This is a genomic window from Phocaeicola acetigenes, assembly GCF_027529745.1.
Classification (GTDB): domain Bacteria; phylum Bacteroidota; class Bacteroidia; order Bacteroidales; family Bacteroidaceae; genus Phocaeicola; species Phocaeicola acetigenes.
The window spans coordinates 1-373 of record NZ_JAPZVM010000034.1; the positions used below are offsets into that span (position 1 = coordinate 1).

Here is a 373-nt window from a genome sequence, read left to right on the forward strand (position 1 = left end):
TTCTTTAATCAAGTTATCATGCAATCTCTTGATACCATCGGGTATTAATCTCCTTTTCAGAAGGCTATCCCCGAGTATGCGGAAGGTTGGATACGCGTTACTCACCCGTGCGCCGGTCGCCGGCAATTGAAGCAAGCTTCAATCCCGCTGCCCCTCGACTTGCATGTGTTAAGCCTGTAGCTAGCGTTCATCCTGAGCCAGGATCAAACTCTTCATTGTAAAATATCTTTTTTACTCTTTTCAGAGTGAATTTTCTGTCTCAGAACATTTCCTTCTTTCTGACTTCATCCGAATCTTACGACCCGGACAGGTCTTGACGGTTATTCTTTTGTACTACTTTGTCTGTTTATCTAAATTCTTTCAATGAACTCTT

General features: G+C 42.6%; 1 rRNA gene. It reads right to left on the bottom strand.

The features are described 5' to 3' along the window. Nucleotides 1–219: ribosomal RNA gene (locus O6P32_RS13600) — 16S ribosomal RNA — on the bottom strand; the annotation flags it as partial. Nucleotides 220–373: the final 154 nt, after the last annotated feature.